Annotated in this window: 17 protein-coding genes; 10 read left to right on the forward strand and 7 right to left on the reverse strand. The window is 68.6% G+C overall.

The features are described 5' to 3' along the window. Positions 1 to 591 precede the first annotated feature (591 nt). The 4 genes from lysS to WS78_RS06555 all read right to left on the reverse strand — a co-directional run bounded on the left by lysS (position 592) and on the right by WS78_RS06555 (position 6,677). A complete protein-coding gene (gene lysS, locus WS78_RS06540; RefSeq protein ID WP_038750493.1) occupies positions 592 to 2,118 on the reverse strand; it encodes a lysine--tRNA ligase in 1,527 nt (508 codons plus the stop codon). A gap of 91 nt (positions 2,119 to 2,209) precedes the next feature. Next, a protein-coding gene (prfB, locus tag WS78_RS06545) for a peptide chain release factor 2 (RefSeq protein ID WP_156432255.1) occupies positions 2,210 to 3,314 on the reverse strand; the annotation gives its coding sequence in 2 pieces (ribosomal slippage) (positions 2,210 to 3,232 and positions 3,234 to 3,314; 1,104 coding nt in all). Between the two features lie 576 nt (positions 3,315 to 3,890). Continuing rightward, the gene (recJ, locus tag WS78_RS06550) at positions 3,891 to 5,585 is read right to left on the reverse strand and encodes a single-stranded-DNA-specific exonuclease RecJ (protein WP_059577184.1); all 1,695 of its coding nucleotides are present in this window, start codon (positions 5,583 to 5,585) and stop codon (positions 3,891 to 3,893) included. A gap of 15 nt (positions 5,586 to 5,600) precedes the next feature. Further along, positions 5,601 to 6,677 carry a regulator gene (locus WS78_RS06555; RefSeq protein WP_082717338.1) on the reverse strand — a complete coding sequence of 359 codons (1,077 nt, stop codon included), beginning with the start codon at positions 6,675 to 6,677 and terminating at the stop codon, positions 5,601 to 5,603. Here WS78_RS06555 and WS78_RS36980 point away from each other — a divergent pair. The 10 genes from WS78_RS36980 (at position 6,676) to ftsB (ending at position 18,221) form a co-directional block, all read left to right on the forward strand. After that, a complete protein-coding gene (locus WS78_RS36980; protein ID WP_197419413.1) occupies positions 6,676 to 7,080 on the forward strand; it encodes a hypothetical protein in 405 nt (134 codons plus the stop codon). The genes WS78_RS06555 and WS78_RS36980 overlap by 2 nt on opposite strands. Positions 7,081 to 7,277: 197 nt before the next feature. Further along, entirely contained in the window at positions 7,278 to 8,531 is a 1,254-nt protein-coding gene (locus WS78_RS06565) for a lipoprotein-releasing ABC transporter permease subunit (RefSeq protein WP_038750474.1), read from the forward strand. Further along, on the forward strand, positions 8,524 to 9,273 hold the full coding sequence (gene lolD / locus WS78_RS06570; protein WP_052145120.1) for a lipoprotein-releasing ABC transporter ATP-binding protein LolD: 750 nt from the start codon (positions 8,524 to 8,526) through the stop codon (positions 9,271 to 9,273). Before WS78_RS06565 ends, lolD begins: the two co-directional genes overlap by 8 nt. Before the next feature lie 4 nt (positions 9,274 to 9,277). Continuing rightward, positions 9,278 to 10,066 carry a TatD family hydrolase gene (locus WS78_RS06575; RefSeq protein ID WP_038750467.1) on the forward strand — a complete coding sequence of 263 codons (789 nt, stop codon included), beginning with the start codon at positions 9,278 to 9,280 and terminating at the stop codon, positions 10,064 to 10,066. Between the two features lie 52 nt (positions 10,067 to 10,118). Continuing rightward, on the forward strand, positions 10,119 to 12,650 hold the full coding sequence (locus WS78_RS06580; protein ID WP_059577246.1) for a DNA internalization-related competence protein ComEC/Rec2: 2,532 nt from the start codon (positions 10,119 to 10,121) through the stop codon (positions 12,648 to 12,650). A gap of 36 nt (positions 12,651 to 12,686) precedes the next feature. Next, positions 12,687 to 13,517 carry an alpha/beta fold hydrolase gene (locus tag WS78_RS06585; protein ID WP_059577194.1) on the forward strand — a complete coding sequence of 277 codons (831 nt, stop codon included), beginning with the start codon at positions 12,687 to 12,689 and terminating at the stop codon, positions 13,515 to 13,517. 277 nt (positions 13,518 to 13,794) lie between these two features. Then, positions 13,795 to 15,456 (forward strand): CTP synthase, encoded by a 1,662-nt coding sequence (locus WS78_RS06590; RefSeq protein ID WP_038750462.1) that lies wholly within the window; start codon positions 13,795 to 13,797, stop codon positions 15,454 to 15,456. After that, positions 15,453 to 16,307, forward strand: a complete 855-nt coding sequence (gene kdsA / locus WS78_RS06595) for a 3-deoxy-8-phosphooctulonate synthase (RefSeq protein WP_038750459.1) — start codon at positions 15,453 to 15,455, stop codon at positions 16,305 to 16,307. The genes WS78_RS06590 and kdsA overlap by 4 nt, the downstream gene beginning before the upstream one ends. A 104-nt stretch (positions 16,308 to 16,411) precedes the next feature. Further along, the gene (eno, locus tag WS78_RS06600) at positions 16,412 to 17,695 is read left to right on the forward strand and encodes a phosphopyruvate hydratase (RefSeq protein ID WP_006478406.1); all 1,284 of its coding nucleotides are present in this window, start codon (positions 16,412 to 16,414) and stop codon (positions 17,693 to 17,695) included. Positions 17,696 to 17,789: 94 nt separating this feature from the next. Further along, entirely contained in the window at positions 17,790 to 18,221 is a 432-nt protein-coding gene (gene ftsB / locus WS78_RS06605) for a cell division protein FtsB (protein WP_059577197.1), read from the forward strand. A 195-nt stretch (positions 18,222 to 18,416) separates the two neighbouring features. Here ftsB and WS78_RS06610 read toward each other — a convergent pair whose 3' ends face one another. From WS78_RS06610 to WS78_RS06620, 3 genes are all read right to left on the reverse strand, one after another. Then, complete coding sequence (locus tag WS78_RS06610; RefSeq protein ID WP_059577200.1) at positions 18,417 to 18,761, reverse strand: hypothetical protein; 345 nt, start codon at positions 18,759 to 18,761, stop codon at positions 18,417 to 18,419. A gap of 76 nt (positions 18,762 to 18,837) precedes the next feature. After that, positions 18,838 to 19,788 carry an Hsp33 family molecular chaperone HslO gene (hslO, locus tag WS78_RS06615; RefSeq protein ID WP_038750451.1) on the reverse strand — a complete coding sequence of 317 codons (951 nt, stop codon included), beginning with the start codon at positions 19,786 to 19,788 and terminating at the stop codon, positions 18,838 to 18,840. Positions 19,789 to 19,827: 39 nt separating this feature from the next. After that, on the reverse strand, positions 19,828 to 20,352 hold the full coding sequence (locus tag WS78_RS06620) for a gamma carbonic anhydrase family protein (protein WP_059577204.1): 525 nt from the start codon (positions 20,350 to 20,352) through the stop codon (positions 19,828 to 19,830). Positions 20,353 to 20,471 lie beyond the last annotated feature (119 nt).

The following is a 20,471-nucleotide window of genomic DNA, read 5'->3' on the forward strand; positions in this document are numbered from 1 at the left end:
GAGTTAGTGCTTCAGCACTTACTCCGATCCCATGCAAAGCACGTCGATCGGAGTTAGTGCTTCAGCACTTACTCCGATCCCATGCAAAGCACGTCGATCGGAGTTAGTGCTTCAGCGGTTACTCCGATCCGATGCAAAGTACGTCGATCGGAGTTAGTGCTTCAGCGGTTACTCCGATCCGATGCAAAGCACGTCGATCGGAGTTAGTGCTTCAGCAGTCACTCCGATCTCATGCAAAGTACGTCGATCGAGGTTGGTGCTTCAGCGGTCACCCCGATCTCATGCAAAGCGAGCCGCACACGGTGGTGCGTCATTTTCCGAAGCGAAGTGTCGATCAAACGCCGCGGGTACGCCGTTTCAAGTTGTAACGATTCGCTGCGCAAACTTGCATGTCAAACACTGTCAAACGCCCGCTCGCGCAAGCGGCGCAAAGGCAGCGTGAAGAAGGGGACGGAAGAAGACGGCGGCGCGGCGGCCGGGATTTACTGGCGGTTACAAAGCAGGCGGGCCTGCCGCCGCCCGCCGCCGCGTTTTGCCCCGGGGAATCGGGCGGGAAAACGGGCGGCGGGCGGCGGGCGGCTCGCGAGGCGCTCAGTCCTCGCGGCGCAGATGCGGGAACAGCAGCACGTCGCGGATCGTCGGGCTGTCGGTGAGCAGCATCACGAGACGGTCGATGCCGATTCCGCAGCCGCCTGTCGGAGGCATCCCGTATTCGAGCGCGCGGATGTAGTCGGCGTCGAAGAACATCGCTTCCTCGTCGCCCGCGTCCTTTTGCTCGACCTGCTTCCTGAAGCGCGCGGCCTGATCCTCCGGATCGTTCAGCTCCGAGAAGCCGTTCGCGATCTCGCGGCCGGTGACGAAGAGCTCGAAGCGCTCGGTGATGCCGGCCACCGTGTCCGATTCGCGCGCGAGCGGCGACACTTCGATCGGGTAGTCGATGATGAAGGTCGGCTCCCACAGTTGCGCTTCCGCAGTTTCCTCGAACAGCGCGAGCTGCAGCGCGCCGATGCCGGCGTTCAGGAACGCCGGCTGCGCGACGTCGACGCCGAGGCGCTTCAGTTCGCTGCGCAGGTAGGCGTCGTCCGACAACTGGCCGTCGGTGTACTGCGGCGCATACTTCTGGATGGCCTGCGTGATCGTCAGACGATGGAACGGCTTCGCGAGATCGAGCTCGCGGCCCTGATACTGGATCGTCGCGGTGCCGAGCGCGTCGACGGCCGCCTGGCGGATCAACTGCTCGGTGAAGTCCATCAGCCAGCGGTAGTCGGTGTACGCGGCGTAGAACTCCATCATCGTGAATTCCGGGTTGTGGCGCGGCGACACGCCCTCGTTGCGGAAATTCCGGTTGATCTCGAACACGCGCTCGAAACCGCCGACGATGAGCCGCTTCAGGTACAACTCCGGCGCGATGCGCAGGAACATCTGCATGTCGAGCGCGTTGTGGTGCGTGACGAACGGTTTCGCGGCCGCGCCGCCCGGGATCGGGTGCAGCATCGGCGTCTCGACTTCCATGAAGTCGGCGTCGCTCATGAACTTACGGATCGACGCGATCGCCTTGGTGCGCGCGCGGAACGTCGCGCGCGTCTCGGGCGTCACGATGAGGTCGACGTAGCGCTGGCGATAGCGCGTTTCCTGGTCGGCGAGGCCGTGGAACTTGTCGGGCAGCGGGCGCAGCGCCTTCGCGAGCAGCCGCAGCTCCGTGCACTTCACCGACAGCTCGCCCTTGTTCGTGCGGAACAGCACGCCGCGCGCGGCGACGATGTCGCCCAGGTCCCACTTCTTGAACGCGTCGTAGGTCTCGGCGCCGACGTCGGCGGGCGTCACGAAGAACTGGATCTGACCCGAGCCGTCCTGCACCGTCGCGAAGCTCGCCTTGCCCATCACGCGCTTGAGCATCATCCGGCCGGCGACCGACACTTCGAGCGGCTTCGCCTCGAGCGCTTCCTTGTCGGCGTCCGCGAATTCGGTCTGCAGATCGGCCGCATGGTGGGCTGGCTGGAAGTCGTTCGGATAGGCGATGCCTTGGTCGCGCAGCGTGCGCAGCTTGTCGCGGCGCTCCGCGATGATCTGGTTTTCGTCCGCTGCGACAGCGGCCTGCGGTTGGGTCGATTCGGTCATGGTGGTCGGGTTCGATGGTAATGCGGCAGCGGGGCGCGGCGCCGACGCGGCCGGCGCGCGGGCCGGCCGGACCGCGCCCGCGCGGGGGCGCTTACACGCCCTGTTTGAGGCTCGCGCTGATGAAGTCGTCGAGGTCGCCGTCGAGGACGGCCTTCGTGTTGCTCATTTCGACGCTCGTGCGCAGATCCTTCACGCGGCTCTGGTCGAGCACGTACGAGCGGATCTGGTGGCCCCAGCCCACGTCCGTCTTGCTCGATTCGAGCTTGTCCTGCTCGGCCTGGCGCTTGCGCAGCTCGGCTTCGTACAGGCGCGACTTCAGCATCGCCATCGCTTCCGCGCGGTTGCGGTGCTGCGAGCGGTCGTTTTGGCACTGGACGACGATGCCCGTCGGCATGTGCGTGATCCGCACGGCCGAGTCGGTCTTGTTGATGTGCTGACCGCCCGCGCCCGAAGCGCGGTACGTGTCGATGCGCAGGTCGGCCGGGTTGATCTCCACTTCGATCGAGTCGTCGATCTCGGGATACACGAACACCGACGAGAACGACGTGTGGCGGCCGCCCGACGAATCGAACGGCGACTTGCGCACGAGGCGGTGAATGCCCGTTTCGGTGCGCAGATAGCCGTATGCGTATTCGCCCGAGACCTTGATCGTCGCGTTCTTGATGCCGGCGACGTCGCCGTCGGACTCTTCGAGCACTTCCGCCTTGAAGCCCTTGCGCTCGCAGTAGCGCAGGTACTGGCGCAGCAGCATCGATGCCCAATCGCACGCCTCGGTGCCGCCCGCGCCCGCCTGGATGTCGATGAAGCAATTGTTCGGATCGGCCGGGTTCGAGAACATCCGGCGGAATTCGATGTCGGCGACGCGCGCCTCGAGCTTCGCCGCATCGCCTTCGGTCGCGACGAGCGTGTCCTCGTCGCTTTCTTCGCGGGCGAGATCGAACAGGTCCTGCGCGTCGCGCAGGTCGTTATCGAGCCCGGTGAGCGTCATCACGACGCTCTCGAGCGATTTCTTCTCGCGGCCGAGCGCCTGGGCGTTCTTCGAGTCGCTCCAGACGTTCGGATCTTCGAGTTGCTTGTTGACTTCGGCTAGACGTTCGGACTTGACGTCGTAGTCAAAGATACCCCCGTAGCTCGCCCGCGCGCCGGCGCAGGTCCGCGAGGGAGCTTTCGATCGCGTTCAGACGTTCCGCTTCCATGATCTTGTTCGCTTTTGACGCTTCGTGAAAAGGGGAAATTATAGCCGATCGAGGGCCTCGGCCGGTACCGCGCCGCCCGCACGGCCGCGCGCGGCGAGGGGCGCGGCGAGGGGCGCGGGAGGCGCCGATCGGGCGGGGCGTGGCGGGGGGCGCCGGGCGGCGGCGGGCGCCGCGGGATTCGGCGTCGTGCTCGGGCGCCGCGATGGCGTGCGGACGCGCGGACTGCGGGCTGCGCGGATCGTCCGAGCGGTGCCGGCGGTCCGGGACGCGCGGAATCGATTCGCGAGGCAGCCGCGACGGATCGGCGCGCGGGCGTTCGAGCGTGCGACCGCGGCGCGAGCGAAGCGCGATGGAGCGGCGGGCGGGCCGGTGCGACCGCCGAGCGAGGCGTTCGCATGCGCGGCGAACGCGGCACGATGTCGCGTGACCTCGCGTGATGCCGCGCAATGCCTCGCGACGCCGTGTACGCTCGGCATGCGTTCCATGCGTCGCCTGTCGTTGCGCCGAATTTCGTTCGGCCGGTTGCGTATCGCGGCGCGCGCTGCCGCCGCCCGTCGATCGGAAACGCGCGTGGCGTTACGCCGCGTGCTCGACGATCAGCTGCACGCGCGTCATGCCGTTCCACGTGTCGCTCGCGAGCCGGAACGCGACCGTCGCGCGCGCGGGCAGCGGCTGCGCGTGGTTGAACCAGATCGCGTTGAAGCGCTGGCGGCCGCGCATCAATTGCAGCTTCAGGTGCTTGTCCTTGACGAGCGCCTGAGATGCCACGTCGAATTCGCCCGAGAAGAGCGGCGCCGGAAAGCCCTGGCCCCAGACGGCCGAATCGAGCAGCTCGACGATCTGCGGCGTGAAGTACGCATCCTCGAGGTCGCCGTCCGTCTCGATCACGCGCGCGAGCGCGTCGTCGGACAGCCATTCGCGCGCGACCGCCTCGAACGCGGCGGCGAAGCGCGGCACGTTTCCGGTATCGAGCGTGACGCCCGCCGCCATCGCGTGGCCGCCGAACGTGACGATCAGATCGGGCTCGCGCTTCGAGATCAGGTCGATCGCGTCGCGCAGATGGAAGCCCGGGATCGAGCGGCCCGAGCCTTTCACGCGCGCGCCGCTGTCGTCCGCGTGCGCGAACGTGAACGACGGCCGGTGGAAGCGCTCCTTCAGCCGCCCGGCGACGATCCCGATCACGCCCTGGTGCCATTGCGGGTTGAAGAGCGTGATCGTCGCCGCGTCGGCCGGGTCGACCGACGCGAGATCGGCGAGCGCCTGCTGCTGCATGCCCGCCTCGATTTCGCGCCGCTCGCGGTTCATCGCGTCGAGTTGCTGCGCGAGCTCCCACGCGCGGCCGACGTCGTCGGTCGTCAGGCATTCGATGCCGAGCGACATGTCCGACAGGCGGCCCGCCGCGTTCAGGCGCGGGCCGAGGCCGAAGCCGAGATCGAAGCCGGACGCGCTGCGCGCATCGCGCGCCGCCGCCCGAAAGAGCGCGGCGATGCCGGGCTGCATCCGGCCGTTGCGGATTCGCTGCAGGCCCTGCGCGACGAGCACGCGGTTGTTGCCGTCGAGGCGCACGACGTCGGCGACGGTGCCGAGCGCGACGAGGTCGAGCAGGCCGTCGAGACGCGGCTCGGGGCGGTCGTCGCCGAACGCGCCGCGTGCGCGCAGCTCGGCGCGCAGCGCGAGCAGCACGTAGAACATCACGCCGACGCCCGCGACGTGCTTGCTCGGAAACGTGCAGCCCGGCTGGTTCGGGTTGACGATCGCGCGTGCGGCGGGGAGCGTGTCGCCCGGCAGGTGGTGATCGGTGACGAGCACGTCGATGCCGCGCGCGTTCGCGGCCGCGACGCCGTCGACGCTCGCGATCCCGTTGTCGACGGTGATGAGCAGATCGGGCTCGCGCGCGGCGGCGAGCTCGACGATCTCGGGCGTCAATCCGTAGCCGTATTCGAAGCGGTTCGGCACCAGGTAGTCGATCTTCGCGCCGAACATCCGCAGGCCGCGCACGGCCACCGCGCATGCGGTCGCGCCGTCGCAGTCGTAATCGGCGACGACGAGCATCTTGCGGCCGGCTTCGAGCGCGTCGGCGAGCAGCGCGGCGGCGGCGGTGCAGCCTTTCAGCTGGGCGGGCGGCACGAGGCGCGAGAGCGCGGTTTCGACGTCGGCAGGCGACGTGATCCCGCGCGCCGCGTACAGGCGGGCGAGCACGGGATGCATTCCGTGGCGGGCGAGCGCGTCGAGCGCGGCGGGGGCGGCTATGCGGGTGACGATGCGGGTCATGCGAAATGGTTGTCGTTATTCGAACAGGGAGGCGAGCGCGCGGCGGCGCCAGAACTTGCGCAGGTCGCCGCGCGTCGCGGCGAGCGTCGCGGCGCTCGTGTCGCCGCACAGCGTGAGCGCGAGCTCGCCGATGCGGCCTTGCGCGAGCGCGTCGAGAGCGGGCGCGAACCAGTCGCGCTCGAGCGCGGCGAGCGCGTCGTGCCAGCGCGCCCAGTCGTGCTCGAGGAACGGCGTCGTCAGCGTGTCGAGCTCGACGAGCGTCGCGCCGTCGGGCTGCGGCGCGGCGCCGGCGGCGAGCGCGTCGAACGTGGCGGGCGGCTCGCCCGCGGCCGCGCCCGCGACGAGCGCGAGCCCGCGCGCGCCGGGCGAGCGCGACAGCACGCGCGCGAACGGGCTCGTCACGGGCTTCAGCGCGCCTTGCGCATGAAACCAGATCGAATTGACGGCCGGGTAGCCGCGCGCTTCGCGCGCCTCGTTCACGGGATGCCGGAACCACGCCATCTGCACCTCGTTCTGCAGCTTCATCCATGCGCGCGAGCGTTCGCCCGTCTGCGTCTCGTGCGGCAGCCAGATCTCGATGTTGCGGCCGCTCGCGCGCAGCGGCGCGGCGCCCGCGAGTCCGGCGAGCTGCGGGCTCGACAGGTACCAGCGCGCGGCGCGCGGCGCCTGCACCTTCACGCCGAGTTCCTCGATCAGCGGGCGCGCGGTGTCGAGCAGCGCGGCGGCTTCATCGTCGCCGATCTCGAGCGACGCGGGATCGATCAGCACGAGGTGATCGGTCGCGATCTGCACGTGCACGGGTTCGACGCACGCCCACGTGTCGTCGCCGGGCGTGCCGCCGTCGGCGACGAGCATGTACGGCGCGAGCGGCGCATCGTCGGCATCCTCGGGAATCGCGCCGAAGCGGCGCGCGAGCCAGCGCTCGTGCGGCAGCGTGCGCTGGAAGTCTTCGCCGACCGTGTGTTCGACGAGGCGCGCGCGAGCGAGAAGCCGGGCGAGCGCGGGGCTGTCGAGCGTGTGGAGGGAAGACGCGGCGTCGGCGGCCGACGGCAGCGCGAAGGGCACGAGGAAATGAAGACGTTGGGCACGCATGATGGTGCGCATTGTAGGCCAAACGGCAAAGCCGGTCGCCGGTGTCGCGCCGCGCGTCGCATGTGCGGCGCGCGCGGCCGAGTTGGTAAAATTGCGGATCGGCGCGCCGTGCGCTTCGGGCCTGCCGCGCGCTCGCGCGCCGGTGGCGCGGCCGCATTCGCGGCTCGATCGGGGCCGAATCGGTCGTGCCGGATTCGGTGGAGGCGCCGGATGGCAGGATGCGGCCGAATCGACCGACCCGATCGACCCGATCGACCCGATCGACCCGATTGATCCGATTGATCCGATTGATCCGATTGATCCGATTGATCCGATCTACCCGTTCGAATCGTTCGAATCGTTCGAATCGTTCGGATCGGCCGCGTCGCCGCTGTCCGACTGGCCGGCCGCCGGGCCGCCGTAGCGCGGATCGCTCGATCGCCAGCCGCCCCGGCGCGGGCTGTCACGGCGTGTGCCGCCCTGACGTGGGCCGCCCGATCCGGAACGTTTTCAGGGGCGATTAAGCATTGTGTGGCACACTGCGCGCGTAACCGGGTCCGCCCGGTTCCTGCGCGCGAATTCGCGCAGCGCGCGGCGTTCCAACCAGCAGAAAGGATAGGCTTGAAACTTCCGTACGAATGGCAGATCGGCTGGCGCTACACTCGCGCCGGCAAACGCACGACCGGCAACGGCTTCATTTCGTTCATCGCGCTCGTGTCGATGCTCGGGATCGCGCTCGGCGTCGCGGCGCTCATCGTCGTGCTGTCCGTGATGAACGGCTTCCAGAAAGAGGTTCGCGACCGGATGCTGTCGGTGCTCGCGCACGTCGAGGTCTTCTCGCCGACGGGCTCGATGCCCGACTGGCAACTGAGCGCGAAGGAAGCGCGCCTGAACAAGTCCGTGACCGGCGCGGCGCCGTACGTCGACGCGCAGGCGCTGCTCACGCGGCAGGACGCGGTGAGCGGCGTGATGCTGCGCGGCGTCGAGCCGTCGCTCGAGCCGCAGGTGTCCGATATCGGCAAGGACATGAAGGCGGGCTCGCTCACGGCGCTCGCGCCCGGCCAGTTCGGGATCGTGCTCGGCGACGCGCTCGCGGGCAACCTCGGCGTGGGCGTGGGCGACAAGGTCACGCTCGTCGCGCCGGAAGGCACGATCACGCCGGCCGGGATGATGCCGCGCCTGAAGCAGTTCACGGTGGTCGGCATCTTCGAATCGGGCCATTACGAATACGACAGCACGCTCGCGATGATCGACATCCAGGACGCGCAGGCGCTCTTCAGGCTGCCCGCGCCGACGGGCGTGCGGCTGCGCCTCGTCGACATGCAGAAGGCGCCGCAGGTCGCGCGCGAGCTCGCGCACACGCTGTCGGGCGACCTGTACATCCGCGACTGGACGCAGCAGAACAAGACGTGGTTCTCGGCGGTGCAGATCGAGAAGCGGATGATGTTCATCATCCTCACGCTCATCATCGCGGTTGCGGCGTTCAACCTCGTGTCGTCGCTCGTGATGACCGTGACGAACAAGCAGGCGGACATCGCGATCCTGCGCACGCTCGGCGCGCAGCCGAGCTCGATCATGAAGATCTTCGTCGTGCAGGGCGTGACGATCGGCTTCGTCGGCACCGCGACGGGCGTCGCGCTCGGCTGCCTGATCGCGTGGAGCATTCCGTGGCTCATCCCGATGATCGAGCACGCGTTCGGCGTGCAGTTCCTGCCGCCGTCGGTGTACTTCATCAGCGAGCTGCCGTCCGAGCTCGTCGCGAGCGACGTGATCCGGATCGGCGTGATCGCGTTCGCGCTGTCCGCGCTCGCGACGCTCTATCCGAGCTGGCGCGGCGCGAAGGTGCGCCCCGCGGAGGCGCTGCGCTATGAATGACCGGGTCTTCGAACAGACGATGAATCAGAACCATCAAGGTGGCGCCGCGCGCGAATACGTGCTCGAGGCGCGCGGCGTCACGAAGACGTTCGTGCAGGGCGGCTTCAACGTACAGGTGCTCGACAACGCCGAGGTGTCGGTGCGGCGCGGCGAGAAGCTCGCGATCGTCGGCGCGTCGGGTTCGGGCAAGAGCACGCTGCTGCACGTGCTGGGCGGCCTCGACGAGCCGAGCGCGGGGCAGGTGTCGCTGCTCGGCAAGCCGTTTACGCAGCTCGCCGAGCGCGAGCGCAACGACTTGCGCAATCGCGCGCTCGGCTTCGTCTATCAGTTCCACCATCTGCTGCCCGAGTTCACCGCGCTCGACAACGTCGCGATGCCGCTCAGGATTCGCCGGATGTCGACCGAGGAGGCGCGCCACCACGCGCGCGAGATGCTCGAACAGGTGGGGCTCGGCGCGCGCGCGAAGCACCGGCCGGGCGAGCTGTCGGGCGGCGAGCGGCAGCGCGTCGCGATCGCGCGCGCGCTCGTCACGAAGCCCGCGTGCGTGCTCGCCGACGAGCCGACCGGCAACCTCGACGGCTCGACTGCCGATCACGTGTTCCATCTGATGCTCGATTTGTCGCGCACGCTCGACACGAGCTTCGTGATCGTCACGCACGATCCCGATCTCGCCGCGCGCTGCGACCGTATCCTGCGGCTGCGCGACGGTGTGCTGCACGAGGAGCCGGCCGTGCCGGTGTGACGCGATGTGGATCGACACGCACTGCCATCTCGACGCGCCGGAGTTCGACGCCGACCGCGAGATCGTCGCTGGCGCGGCGCGGGCGGCGGGCGTGTCGCGCATCGTGATCCCGAGCGTCGGGCGAATGAATTTCGCGACGGTGCGCGAGCTCGCGCATGCGACGCAAGGCGCGGTGTACGCGCTCGGCATTCATCCGATGTACACGCCGCAGGCGCGCGACGAGGATCTCGATCGGCTGCGGATGGAGGTCGACGCGAGCCTCGACGATCCGCGCTTCGTCGGCATCGGCGAGATCGGCCTCGACTACTTCGTGCCGGGTCTCGACGACAACCGGCAGCAATTCATCTACGACGCGCAATTGCGGCTCGCGCGCGACTTCGATCTGCCCGTCGTGTGCCACGTGCGCAAGTCGCAGGATCGCGTGCTGGCCGGGCTGCGGCGCGCGGGCGTGCGGCGCGGCATCGCGCACGCGTTCAACGGCAGCTTCCAGCAGGCCGACGCGTATCTCGCGCAAGGGCTCAAGCTCGGCTTCGGCGGCAACGTGACATTCGGCCGCGCGCTGCAGATCCGGCGGCTCGCCGCGCAACTGCCGCTCGACGCGCTCGTCGTCGAGACCGACGCGCCCGACATTCCCCCCGAATGGCGCTACAAGCAGCGCAATACGCCCGACCAGGTGCCGCTCATCGGCGCGGCGATCGCCGCGCTGCGTGGCATCGACGCCGACGCGCTTTCGCTATCCACTTCGGCCAACGCGCTCGCCGCGCTGCCGCGTCTCGCGCTTTCGTCCGCATAATCGATTCGTGACGGACGTGCGTCGCTCTCGCGGCGCGAAAGACGGAGGCGCGATGCGGGCGATGTGCGGTGCGTTCGCGCTCGGCATCGTCGCGCTGCAGCAGCAGGCGGCGCTGCCGGGTGCGGCGGAATGGGCGGGCGGCGCGCTCGCGCTCGGCTGGTGCGCGTGGCTCGCGGTCACGCTGCGCGGCGATGCGCGCGCGAGCGTGCGACGGGCCGGGTTGTGCGCATGCTGTTGCGCGGCGGCGCTCGCGGGCTTCGGCTACGCGGCGGCGCGCGCGCAGTGGCGGCTCGCCGATGCGCTGCCCAAGCAATGGGAGGGGCGCGACATCGTCGTGACGGGCGCGGTGCGCGGGCTGCCGTCGCGCGACGCGAAAGGCGTGCGTTTCCTGTTCGACGTCGACGCCAACGATGCGGGCATCGCCCGATTTCCCGCGACGCTGTCGCTTGCGTGGTACGCGTTCGGCCGCGCGGCCACGCCGCCGCCCGAATTCGCGCCGGGCGACCGGTGGCGGCTGCGCGTGCGTCTCAAGCGCCCGCACGGCAACGCGAACTTCGGCGTGCGCGACGCGGAGGCGGCGTGGCTCGCGCGCGGCATCCGTGCGCTCGGCTACGTGTCCGCGACGCACGATGCGCGGCGGCTGGCCGGCAGGGCGCCCGGCATCGTCGCCACGGTCGACCGGCTGCGCGCGCGCCTGCGCGGGCGAATCGCCGACGCGCTCGGCGACGCCGCGCATCGCGGGATCGTGGTCGCGCTCGCGATCGGCGCGCAGGACGGCATCGACGACGGCGACCGGCGCATCCTGCGCGATACCGGCACGAGCCATCTCGTCGCGATCTCCGGGCTGCACGTCGGGATGGTCGGCGGCCTGTGCGCGTGGCTCGCGGGCGGGTTCTGGCGGCGCTCGGGCTACGTCGGGCGGAACTGGCCGCTCGTCGTGCCCGCGCAGAAGATCGCGGCGCTCGCCGCGATCGCGGGCAGTGCAGGCTATGCGGCGCTCGCGGGCTTCAACGTGCCCGCGCAGCGCGCGTGGTGGATGCTCGCCGCCGCGGGCGTCGCGTATCTGAGCGGGCGTTCGCTCGCGCCGTCGTCGGTGCTCGCGGCGGCGCTCGGTTGCGTGCTGCTCGCCGATCCGTGGGCGGTGACGTCGCCCGGCTTCTGGCTGTCGTTCGGCGCGGTGGCGGCGATCCTGTTCGTGTCGTCGGGGCGAAGCGCGGCGCGCGACGCACGCGAGACCGACGACGCGCGCGGCGTGCCGGGCGTGATCGACGGCGCGGTGGGCGAGGGAGTGTCGCCGTCGCGCGCGTCGCGGCTGCGCGCCGCGTGCGCGTGGTCGGCGCGGTCGATGAGGCGGCTCTTTCGGCGCTCGAGCGACGCCGCGCGAGCGCAGTACGCGGTGACGATCGCGCTTGCGCCGCTCACCGTGCTGTGGTTCGCGCAGATCCCGCTCGCCGGGCCGCTCGCGAACGCGTTCGCGATTCCCTGGGTCGGCTCGCTCGTCACGCCGATCGTGCTTGCGGGCGTCGTGCTGCCCGCGCCGCTCGATGCATTCGCCTATACGCTCGCGCATGCGCTCGTCGCGATGCTGATGCGGCTACTCGAGGCGACGGCCGGCGCGGGGCGCACGGTCTGGATGCTGCCGACGCCGGACGGTTTCGCGCTCGCGGCGGCGGCGGCGGGTGTCGTCTGGGCGCTGACGCCGCGCGGCTGGCCGCTGCGCCGCGCCGCGCCGCTCGCGTGGCTCCCGCTCGTTGTTCCCGCGCCGCTCGCGCCGCCCGAAGGCGCGTTCCGGCTGACGGCGCTCGATGTCGGGCAGGGCTCCGCGGTGCTGATCGAAACCGCGCGGCACGCGCTGCTGTTCGACGCGGGGCCGGGGCCGGAGGCGTCGAACGCGGGCGAGCGGATCGTCGTGCCGTTCCTGCGAGCACGGGGCGTGCGCGTGCTCGACGCGCTCGTCGTGAGCCACGCGGATTCGGACCACGCGGGCGGCGCGCCCGCCGTGCTCGATTCGGTCGCGGTCGCGCAGATGACGGGCGGGCTGCCGCCGTCGAACCGCTTGTGGCGCGCCGCGCGCGCGGCCGGCGTGACGGATGCGCTACCGTGCGCGGCGGGCCAGCGCTGGCGCTGGGACGGCGTCGAGTTCGCGACGCTTTGGCCCGACGGCGGCCCGCGCGCGGGCGGCGCGACGAACGCGCAGTCGTGCGTGCTGCGCGTGTCGGCGGGCGAGGGCTCGGCGCTTCTGACAGGCGACGTCGACGCGCGCTCGGAGCGTGCGCTCGTCGCCGGATCGCGCGATGCGCTCGCCGCGCAGGTGCTCGTCGTCCCGCATCACGGCAGCCGCACGTCGTCGACCGAACCTTTCCTCGATTCGGTCGAACCGCGCATTGCCATATTTCAGGTAGGCTACGCCAACAGGTTTCAGCATCCGCATCCGACCGTCTGGGCGCGCTATGCCGGGCGCGGCATCGAACTGCCGCGCACGGATCGCGACGGCGCGGTGCGCATCGACGTGGCGTCGAGCGGCGCGGTTCCCGCTCCGATACGATACCGGGACGCGCAGCGGCGCTACTGGATGGACCGGTGACGTGACGCGGAGGCTACGACAGGGAGACAGCGGCGTTTGAAGGACATCATCCATTTTTCGCATGCGAACGGCTTTCCGGCTTCCACTTACCGGACGATCTTCGCCGAGCTCGCGGACGACTACGAGTGGCGCTACATCGAGCGGATCGGCCACGACCGGCGCTTTCCGGTGACGCGCGATTGGCCGCACCTCGTCGAGCAACTGCTCGACGACATCGGCCGCGCGTACGAGCGGCCCGTATGGCTCGTCGGCCATTCGCTCGGCGGTTACCTGTCGCTGATGGCGGCGCTCAAGCGCCCGCAATGGGTGCGCGGCGTCGTGATGCTCGATTCGCCGGTGATTGCAGGCTGGCGCAGCAGCGCGCTGCGCGTGAGCCAATGGACGGGGCTCGACGAGCGCCTGTCGCCCGCCGCCGCGACGCGCAACCGCCGCGTCCATTGGGCGAGCCGCGACGACGCGTGGCGCCACTTCCGCGCGAAGCCGTCGTTCGCGCGCTGGGACGAGCGGATGCTGTCCGATTACATCGACTACGGCATTCCGCAGACGAGTGCGGCGGGCGAGCGCGCGCTCGCGTTCGATCGGCAGATCGAATACATGATCTACCGGACACTGCCGCACACGCTCGGCCCGCGCCTCGCGCGCGGCGCGCCCGTGCCGGTCGGCTTTCTCGCCGGCACGCGCTCGCGCGAGATCCGCCAGATCGGGCTCGCGGCGACGCAGCGCGCGGCGCACGGCCGGATCGAATGGCTCGAGGGCAGCCACCTCTTCCCGATGGAGCGCCCGCTCGAGACCGCGCGAGCGCTGCAGCGCATGCTCAACATGCTGCGTGCCGCGGAGGGCGGCGGCGCCGACGCGCGGCGCGGGTGATCGCGGCGGCGCGCGGCACGCATATGTCGCATATGCCGCGGCGCGCACCGACGGTCGATTGCGACGCCGGATGAGCCGCTGGGGCGGCGCACCGGATTCGCGTGGCGTGCGGTGCGACGCGCGGTGATACGCGGCATGCGGCGTGCGCGCCCTGCACGACGGCCGGGCGGCTGCCGGCAAGCTCGGAAAGGAGAAGGAAAGGGTGCGATCGAGCGTCGATTGCTGAGTGGCGCGCGGCCTTTACGGTATAATCCGTTTTTCCCGCGAGCATCCAGCGATGACCAAATATGTTTTCGTCACCGGCGGCGTAGTTTCTTCCCTCGGCAAGGGCATTGCCGCCGCTTCTCTCGCCGCGATCCTCGAATCGCGCGGCCTCAAAGTCACCCTCCTCAAACTCGATCCCTACATCAACGTCGACCCCGGCACGATGAGCCCGTTTCAGCACGGCGAAGTGTTCGTGACGGAAGACGGCGCGGAAACCGATCTGGACCTCGGCCACTATGAGCGCTTCATCAGCACGAAGATGCGCAAGGCCAACAATTTCACGACCGGTCAGATCTACGAATCGGTGATCCGCAAGGAGCGTCGCGGCGATTACCTCGGCAAGACCGTGCAGGTGATCCCGCACATCACGAACGAGATCCAGGCGTTCATCGAGCGCGGCGCCGCGTCGGCCACGTGCGGCGAGCCGGACGTCGCGATCGTCGAGATCGGCGGCACGGTGGGCGACATCGAGTCGCTGCCGTTCCTCGAGGCGGCGCGCCAGATGAGCCTGCGCCTCGGGCGCAACAGCGCATGCTTCGTTCACCTGACGCTCGTGCCTTTCATCGCGACGGCGGGCGAGCTGAAGACGAAACCGACCCAGCACAGCGTGCAGAAGCTGCGCGAGATCGGCATTTCGCCGCACGTGCTGCTTTGCCGCGCCGATCGCCCGATCCCCGACGACGAATCGAAGAAGATCTCGCTCTTCTCGAACGTGCCGGAAGACGCGGTGATCTCGGTGTGGGACGTCGACAGCATCTACAAGATCCCGCAGATGCTGCACGACCAAGGCCTCGACAAGATCATCTGCGAAGAGCTCAAGCTCGATCCGAAGCCGGCCGACCTGAGCATGTGGTCGGAGCTCGTCGATAAGCTTCAGAACCCGAAGCACGAGGTGACGATCGGAATGGTCGGCAAGTACGTCGACCTGACGGAGTCGTACAAGTCGCTGATCGAGGCGCTGCGCCATGCGTCGATCCACACGTCGACCAAGGTCAACATCGAGTACATCGATTCGGAAGAGCTCGAGACGAACGGCGCCGCGAGCCTCGCGCATCTGGACGCCGTGCTCGTGCCGGGCGGCTTCGGCCGGCGCGGCACCGAAGGCAAGATCGCCGCGATCCGCCATGCGCGCGAGGCGAAGGTGCCGTATCTCGGCATCTGCCTCGGGATGCAGCTCGCTGTCATCGAATTCGCGCGCGACGTCGTCGGCCTCGCGCGGGCGAACAGCACCGAGTTCGATCAGAACACGCCGGAGCGCGTCGTCGCGCTGATCACCGAGTGGTACGACCGCGAAGGCAAGGTCGAGAAGCGCACCGAGGATTCGGATCTCGGTGGCACGATGCGGCTCGGCTCGCAGCGCTGCCCGATCAAGGTGGGCACGCTCGCCGAGGAGATCTACGGCAAGGACGTGAACGAGCGCCACCGCCACCGCTACGAGGTCAACAATCGCTTCGTGCCGCAGCTCGAGGCGGGCGGCCTCGTGATCAGCGCGCGCACGCCGAGCGAGGATCTGCCGGAAATGATGGAGCTGCCGCGCACGATGCACCCGTGGTTCGTCGGCGTCCAGTTCCACCCGGAATTCACGTCGACGCCGCGTGACGGCCATCCGCTCTTCAAGTCGTTCGTCCAAGCCGCGCTCGCGTATCAGCAGTCGCGCGCCGGAGCGAAAGCATGAATCTCGCAGGGTTCGAAGTCGGGCTCGACAAGCCGTTCTTCCTGATCGCCGGCACGTGCGTCGTGGAATCGGAGCAGATGACGATCGACACGGCGGGCCGGCTGAAGGAAATCTGCGCGAAGCTCGGCGTGCCGTTCATCTACAAGTCGTCGTACGACAAAGCCAATCGCAGCTCGGGCAAGTCGTTTCGCGGGCTCGGGATGGACGAGGGCCTGCGGATTCTCGCCGAGGTGAAGCGGCAGCTGAACGTGCCGGTGCTGACCGACGTGCACGAGATCGACGAGATCGCGCAGGTGGCGGCCGCAGTCGATGTTCTTCAGACGCCCGCGTTCCTGTGCCGCCAGACCGACTTCATCCGCGCGTGCGCGCAATCGGGCAAGCCCGTGAACATCAAGAAGGGCCAGTTTCTCGCGCCGCACGACATGAAGAACGTGATCGACAAGGCGCGCGACGCCGCCCGCGAGGCGGGGCTGTCGGACGACCGCTTCATGGCGTGCGAGCGGGGCGTGTCGTTCGGCTACAACAACCTGGTGTCGGACATGCGTTCGCTCGCGATCATGCGCGAGACGGGCGCGCCCGTCGTGTTCGACGCGACCCACTCGGTGCAGTTGCCGGGCGGGCAGGGCACGAGCTCGGGCGGCCAGCGCGAGTTCGTGCCGGTGCTCGCGCGCGCGGCGGTGGCGACGGGCGTCGCGGGCCTGTTCATGGAGACGCATCCGAACCCGGCCGAGGCGAAGTCGGACGGCCCGAACGCGGTGCCGCTCGGCAGGATGGCCGCGCTGCTGGAGACGCTCGTCACGCTCGATCAGGCGGTGAAGCGCGCGCCGTTCCTGGAAAACGATTTCAATTGATGAACTCGGCGGCCGCGGCGCGCGTCAGTAGCAGGAGCGGCTGCCGCGCACGCATCGGCAGCCGTCGCTGAAGACAGAATCCGTCGTTATTTTCAGAGGAAACCATGAGTGCAATCGTAGACATCATCGGCCGCGAAATTCTGGATTCGCGCGGCAACCCCACCGTCGAATGCGACGTGCTGCTCGAATCGGGCACGATGGGCCGCGCGGCGGTGCCGTCGGGCGCATCGACCGGCTCGCGCGAGGCGATCGAGCTGCGCGACGGCGAAGCCGGCCGCTACAACGGCAAGGGCGTGCTGAAGGCGGTCGAGCACATCAACACCGAGATCTCCGAAGCGATCATGGGCCTCGATGCGTCCGAGCAGGCGTTCCTCGACAAGACGCTGCTCGAGCTCGACGGCACCGACAACAAGTCGCGCCTCGGCGCGAACGCGATGCTGGCCGTGTCGATGGCCGTCGCGAAGGCGGCCGCCGAGGAAGCCGGCCTGCCGCTGTACCGCTACTTCGGCGGCTCGGGCGCGATGCAGCTGCCGGTGCCGATGATGAACATCGTCAACGGCGGCGCGCACGCGAACAACAGCCTCGACATCCAGGAATTCATGATCGTCCCGGTGAGCCAGCCGACGTTCCGTGAAGCCCTGCGCTGCGGCGCGGAAGTGTTCCACGCGCTGAAGAAGATCCTCAGCGACCGCGGCATGAGCACGGCAGTCGGCGACGAAGGCGGCTTCGCGCCGAACTTCGGCAGCAACGACGAATGCCTGTCGACGATCCTGCAGGCGATCGAGAAGGCCGGCTACCGCGCGGGCGAAGACGTGCTGCTCGCGCTCGACTGCGCGGCCTCCGAGTTCTACCACGACGGCAAGTACCAGCTCGCGGGCGAAGGCCTGCAGCTGTCGTCGGCCGAGTTCACCGACTACCTCGCGACGCTCGCCGACAAGTTCCCGATCGTGTCGATCGAGGACGGCATGCACGAAAGCGACTGGGACGGCTGGAAGCTGCTGACCGACCGTCTCGGCAAGAAGGTGCAGCTGGTCGGTGACGACCTGTTCGTCACGAACACGCGCATCCTGAAGGAAGGCATCGAGAAGGGCATCGCGAACTCGATCCTCATCAAGATCAACCAGATCGGCACGCTCACCGAAACGTTCGCGGCCATCGAGATGGCAAAGCGCGCCGGCTACACGGCCGTGATCTCGCACCGCTCGGGCGAAACGGAAGATTCGACGATCGCCGACATCGCAGTCGGCCTGAACGCCGGCCAGATCAAGACGGGCTCGCTGTCGCGCAGCGATCGCATTTCGAAGTACAACCAGCTGCTTCGCATCGAAGAGGATCTGGGCGACATCGCGAGCTACCCGGGCAAATCGGCGTTCTACAACCTGCGCTGACGTGCGCTGACGCGTTACTATCGCTCTTGTTCATCGATGATGACGCCGCTTCGCGATATCGTGAAGCGGCGCTTCTTATATCTGCGGCTTATTCATGCGGCTCGTTACCGTCGTTCTGATCGCTTTGCTGGTCGTGATTCAGTACCCGTTGTGGTGGGGGCATGGCGGCTGGCTGCGGGTGCATGAACTGCGGCAGCAGTTGAACGACCAGTTGCAGAAGAACGCCGACGCGAAGCTGCGCAACGAGCGGATCGCGGGCGAAGTGCAGGATTTGCAGAACGGCACGTCGGCGATCGAGGAACGCGCGCGCTACGAGATGGGCATGGTGAAGGACAGCGAGGTGTTCGTGCAGTTCGTGTCGCCGAATTCGCCGGCGCCAGCGGCGCAGGGCAACGCGCAGCCGGCGGCGTCGACGCGCGGCGAGGTGTCGGCCGCGCCGGTGCGCGTCGTGCCGAATCCCGTGTCGCGCGCGAAGCCTGAAAAGCGGCACGGCGGCGACAAGGCCCACAAGCCCGCGCACGGCTGACGGGCGCGCCGTCGGGCTGCACGCCGAGCGCGCCGGATCGCGGTGCGGGCGATGCCGGCTCGGAGGTGCGGAGCGGTACGGTTTTCACGCAATCGAGATGCTTCGGAAAGCCTAGTAAAAAAGCGCGGTCTTGCGGCCGCGCTTTTTTGTTTCTCGTGGGTTCTTAATTCGCCGGAACTGCCGGAATTCGGCGTTTCACCACCACCAGCCCGGGTAGCCGTAGCTGAAGCCCGTGCCCCAGCCATGCCCCCAGCCGCCGCCGTAGTAGCCGCCGTAATAGGTGATGGGCGGCGGATAGTAGTACGACCACGCGCGCGCCGCTTCGTCGGCCGCGATCGCCGCGTTCTGCTCGCGCAGCACTTGCCGGTCGATCTCGTCGTAGCGCTTGCGCTCGTCGGGCGTGAGCGTGTGCGTCGTCGTGCCCGCCTGCTCGGGCAGACGGCTCAAGACGGTCATCGACGGCGGCGCGACGCATCCGCTCAGCGACGCGGCCGCAACGAGCGCCGCGAGCGGCGCGGCGCGAACGAGTATCGGTTTCATGCTACTGCCTCCTGGCTTGTGCCGGCGCCGTGCCCGCCGCACGGCGCGCGCGGCGCGTTGCCCGTGCGCGGGCGCCTCAGTGCTTCTGCGCAGCGGCGGGCGCGACGCCCGCACCGAGTTCGGATGTCGAGAATAGCTGCGTGACATCGACCGGATCAAATTCGTAACGCTGGTTGCAGAATTCGCAGTGAATTTCGACGTGGCCGCGCTCCTCGATCACGCCGTCGATTTCGACGCGCCCGAGCATGCGCAGCATCCCGCCGACCTTCTCGCGCGAGCACGTGCACTGGAAGCGCGTGGCGGTCGGTTCGAAGTGCTGCACATTCTCCTGCCAGAACAGACGCCGAAACACGGTCGCGGGTTCCACTTCGAGCAGTTCTTTCGGCGACAGCGTGCCGCCGAGCGTGCAGACGCGCTCCCACGTGTCCTCGTCGGTTTCCTCCACGCGCGGCACGATGCCGCCGTCGCCCGGCAGCTTCTGCAGCAGCACGCCGACCGCGCGATCGTGATCGGCCGCGAGCCAGAGGCGCGTGTCGAGCTGCTCGGAGTGCCGCATGTAATGCTCGAGCACGTCGGCGATCGACGCGAGCGGGCCGTCCTCGCCGTTCAGCGGCACGATGCCCTGATACGGCTGCTGGCCCGGCCGCTTGTCGGCCGGATCGAGCGTGATCACGCAGCGGCCGTGGCCGCTCGCGTTGATCAGCTCGGCGAACGAAGTGCCGTCGCCGACGCTCTGCGCGGCGTTGCCCGAGAACTTCGCGGTCGCGCGCATCGCGAGATCCGAGCTGCACTGCACGACGAGCATCTTCACCGGGCCGTCGCCGAAGATCTGCATGATGAGCGTGCCGTCGAACTTCAGGTTCGCCGACAGCAGCGCGCACGCCGCCATCATTTCGCCGAGCACGTTGCGCACGGGCATCGGATAATCGCGGCGCGTGAGCACCTCCTGCCACGTGTTGCGCAGCGAGACGATCTCGCCGCGCACCGGGGCCGCGTTGAACATGAATTTCTGTAACTGGTCGCTCACTTTTTTCCCTTGACGATCAAACGGCTCGCGCGCGGCGGATCAGCCGATCCGCACGAGCTGCTCCTTGAAATACGCGCGCCGCATCGCGTAGCTCTTCGTGTTCATGTGCATCCGCGCGATGTCCTCGTCGGACAGCGTACGCACGACCTTCGCCGGCGCGCCGAGAATCAGCGAATTGTCCGGAAACGTCTTGCCCTCGGTGATCACCGCGCCGGCGCCGACGAGACAGTTGCGGCCGATCACCGCGCGATTCAAGATCACCGCCTGGATGCCGATCAGCGAGCCTTCGCCGATCGTGCAGCCGTGCAGCATCGCCTGATGGCCGACCGTCACGTTCGGCGCGATCGTGAGCGGGCATCCCGGGTCGGTGTGCAGCACCGCGCCTTCCTGAACGTTGCTGCCCACGCCGACCGTGATCGGCTCGTTGTCGCCGCGGATCGTCGCGCCGAACCACACGCTCGCGTTCTCTTCGAGCACGACCTTGCCGACGATCGACGCGCTGTCCGCGACGAACACGCTTTCGTGGATGGACGGGGCGTTGTCGCCGAGCTTGTAGATGGTCACGATGTCTCCCTTGGGGCTTGTCTGGGCGGCCGGTACAATGGCGCGCGGTTGTGTCGCGCTTGGATGCGGCGCGATCGAATCCTTTATTGTAAACGGTTGTCCCGGCCGTTCGCGCGCGT

Origin of the sequence: Burkholderia savannae (assembly GCF_001524445.2) — a bacterium.
GTDB lineage: Bacteria > Pseudomonadota > Gammaproteobacteria > Burkholderiales > Burkholderiaceae > Burkholderia > Burkholderia savannae.

Bases quoted from the DNA above. Each gene is read 5' to 3' on its own strand.
- lysS (WP_038750493.1), bottom strand. From the start codon at position 2,118: ATGACCGAATCGACCCAACCGCAGGCCGCTGTCGCAGCGGACGAAAAC.
- recJ (WP_059577184.1), bottom strand. From the start codon at position 5,585: ATGACCCGCATCGTCACCCGCATAGCCGCCCCCGCCGCGCTCGACGCG.
- WS78_RS36980 (WP_197419413.1), top strand. From the start codon at position 6,676: ATGATGGTGCGCATTGTAGGCCAAACGGCAAAGCCGGTCGCCGGTGTC.
- WS78_RS06555 (WP_082717338.1), bottom strand. From the start codon at position 6,677: ATGCGTGCCCAACGTCTTCATTTCCTCGTGCCCTTCGCGCTGCCGTCG.
- lolD (WP_052145120.1), top strand. From the start codon at position 8,524: ATGAATGACCGGGTCTTCGAACAGACGATGAATCAGAACCATCAAGGT.
- WS78_RS06575 (WP_038750467.1), top strand. From the start codon at position 9,278: ATGTGGATCGACACGCACTGCCATCTCGACGCGCCGGAGTTCGACGCC.
- WS78_RS06580 (WP_059577246.1), top strand. From the start codon at position 10,119: ATGCGGGCGATGTGCGGTGCGTTCGCGCTCGGCATCGTCGCGCTGCAG.
- WS78_RS06590 (WP_038750462.1), top strand. From the start codon at position 13,795: ATGACCAAATATGTTTTCGTCACCGGCGGCGTAGTTTCTTCCCTCGGC.
- kdsA (WP_038750459.1), top strand. From the start codon at position 15,453: ATGAATCTCGCAGGGTTCGAAGTCGGGCTCGACAAGCCGTTCTTCCTG.
- eno (WP_006478406.1), top strand. From the start codon at position 16,412: ATGAGTGCAATCGTAGACATCATCGGCCGCGAAATTCTGGATTCGCGC.
- ftsB (WP_059577197.1), top strand. From the start codon at position 17,790: ATGCGGCTCGTTACCGTCGTTCTGATCGCTTTGCTGGTCGTGATTCAG.
- WS78_RS06610 (WP_059577200.1), bottom strand. From the start codon at position 18,761: ATGAAACCGATACTCGTTCGCGCCGCGCCGCTCGCGGCGCTCGTTGCG.